This is a genomic window from Mycobacterium sp. (assembly GCF_050701675.1).
Taxonomy (GTDB): Bacteria; Actinomycetota; Actinomycetes; order Mycobacteriales; family Mycobacteriaceae; genus Mycobacterium.
Genome location: NZ_JBOGDD010001297.1, coordinates 1 through 1,906 on the forward strand (window position 1 = coordinate 1; position 1,906 = coordinate 1,906).

At 66.3% G+C, this 1,906-nt stretch carries 3 protein-coding genes; 2 read left to right on the forward strand and 1 reads right to left on the reverse strand.

All coding sequences use genetic code 11. The features are described 5' to 3' along the window. Positions 1-107 (reverse strand): hypothetical protein (locus ACRDUX_RS39995; RefSeq protein ID WP_526422954.1); only part of this gene is annotated, 107 nt, incomplete at its 3' end. A 202-nt stretch (positions 108-309) separates the two neighbouring features. On the opposite strand from ACRDUX_RS39995, the gene ACRDUX_RS40000 reads away from it, so the two are divergent. Both ACRDUX_RS40000 and ACRDUX_RS40005 read left to right on the forward strand, forming a co-directional pair. Further along, a complete protein-coding gene (locus ACRDUX_RS40000) occupies positions 310-1,329 on the forward strand; it encodes an Acg family FMN-binding oxidoreductase (RefSeq protein ID WP_526422952.1) in 1,020 nt (339 codons plus the stop codon). A 220-nt stretch (positions 1,330-1,549) separates the two neighbouring features. Further along, the coding region (locus ACRDUX_RS40005; RefSeq protein WP_526422956.1) for a GAF domain-containing protein at positions 1,550-1,906 on the forward strand (357 nt) is incomplete at its 3' end.

Sequence of the window (1,906 nt, forward strand, 5' to 3'; positions counted from 1 at the left end):
TCACTGAAGTCCAGGAAGTCGGTGACAACCGGCTTCTTGCCCTTGTAGGCCCGGTCGCCGATCAATACCACCATGCCCGTGTGGGTTTCGTAGACCTCGGGGGCCATTGCGACACGCGGGTCGGCGCCGCGAGGGACGACGACCGATGCTGAGTTCATGCTGTGAGCATGACGCCGCGACCGGCCCGTGGGTAGCGGTCCTCAGACCCCGCTCGGCGGCCACAGGTCCTCAATGCGTGGGGTCGAAAGACTCTGGCACCGGGACCGTGCCAGAGGCGATAGTTCGCCGTAGGCGACAGGAGGTAACAACATGCCGAAACAAGTGGTGCCAAGCCGTGTCATCACCGACGCCGTGCACATCGCGTGCCGCGCACCGTCCTTTCACAACAGCCAGCCGTGGCGATTCGTCGGGGAGGGTGCCGGAGTCCTGCACCTGGACCGCGACCGCCTCGTCGACACGGATTCCTCGGGCCGGCAGGCGCTTCTGAGCTGTGGGGCGGTGCTCGACCACCTCAGGGTCGCGATGGCCGCGGCTGGGTGGGTGGCCAACGTCGACTATTACCCCAACCCGAACGACTACACCCATCTCGCGTCGATCGACTTCATCCCGATGTCGTTCGTCACCGACGGTCACCGCCGTCGCGCCGACGCGATCCTGACTCGACGCACCGACCGCCTGCCCTTCGCGGCGCCGGACGGTTGGGACCAGTTCGAGCCATTGTTGCGCCGCACCGTCGACGATGATCTCGCGCTGCTGGACATGCTGAGCCAGGACGCCAGGACCCGGCTCGCCGAGGCATCCGGGTTGACCGAGGCACTGCGCCTCTACGACTCGTCGTATCACGCCGAACTCGCCTGGTGGACGGGGCCGTTCGCAACCAACGATGGCATCCCCCACAGCGCCCTCGTCTCAGCCGCCGAGAGTGACCGAGTCGACATCGGCCGCAGCTTCCCCGTCACCCATCACCGGGAACGCCGTTCACAGGTCGCCGAGGACCATTCCAAGGTGCTGGTGCTCTCCGCGCTCGGCGACACCCGCCGCGACGTCCTGACTTGCGGAGAGGCGCTCTCCGTGGTCCTCCTGGAAGCTACGATGGCCGGTCTGGCCACGTGTCCTCTGACCCACATGACCGAAGTCCAGGCCAGCCGCGACATCGTCAGTGCCCTGACCGGTCACCCTCTGCCGCAGGTGCTGATCCGCATCGGCTTGGTACCCGCGATGGACGAGGTACCGCCGCCCACGCCGCGACGCCCTCTGCAGGACGTACTCGTGTGGCAGCCGTCGGTCGCCTGCAGACGGTGCCGACCTCCAATGCCGACCGTCTCGTAGAGCCGCTCGACGTCGGTTCGCGCAGGACTGACGGTGCGGTGGCGCCTCCGGATTGCCGGAAACCAGCGCTCCAATCGGGATTTCGCGGCATGCTACTGCTAGCGGTGCATGGGAATACGCTTCGCCGGTTCCCCTAGACACCCGGAGGTACGGGCACGTGGGCATGGACGATGAAGATTCGACATTTGCGGAATTGGGCCGACGATCCCCCATGGGCAGCATGCGCGCGCAACTCGACGAGTTGCTCGGCGCCCGCGACCAGATGGAACACCTGTTGCGTGCCATCGTCGGGCTCGCGGCGGATCTCGACCTCGACGCAACCCTACGTCGCATCGTGTCCGCCGCGATGGAGCTAACGAGTGCCCGTTACGGTGCGCTCGGCGTCCGGGGGCCCGACGGAAAACTCATTTCGTTTCTACATTCCGGGATGGACGGCGAGACTGTCGACCGAATCGGTCACCTGCCCGTCGGCAAGGGCGTCCTCGGGGTCCTGCTCGACGAACCCCAGCCACTTCGCCTCGATGATCTGGGCACGCACCCGGCCGCGGCTGGATTTCCCGAACACCATCCTCCGATG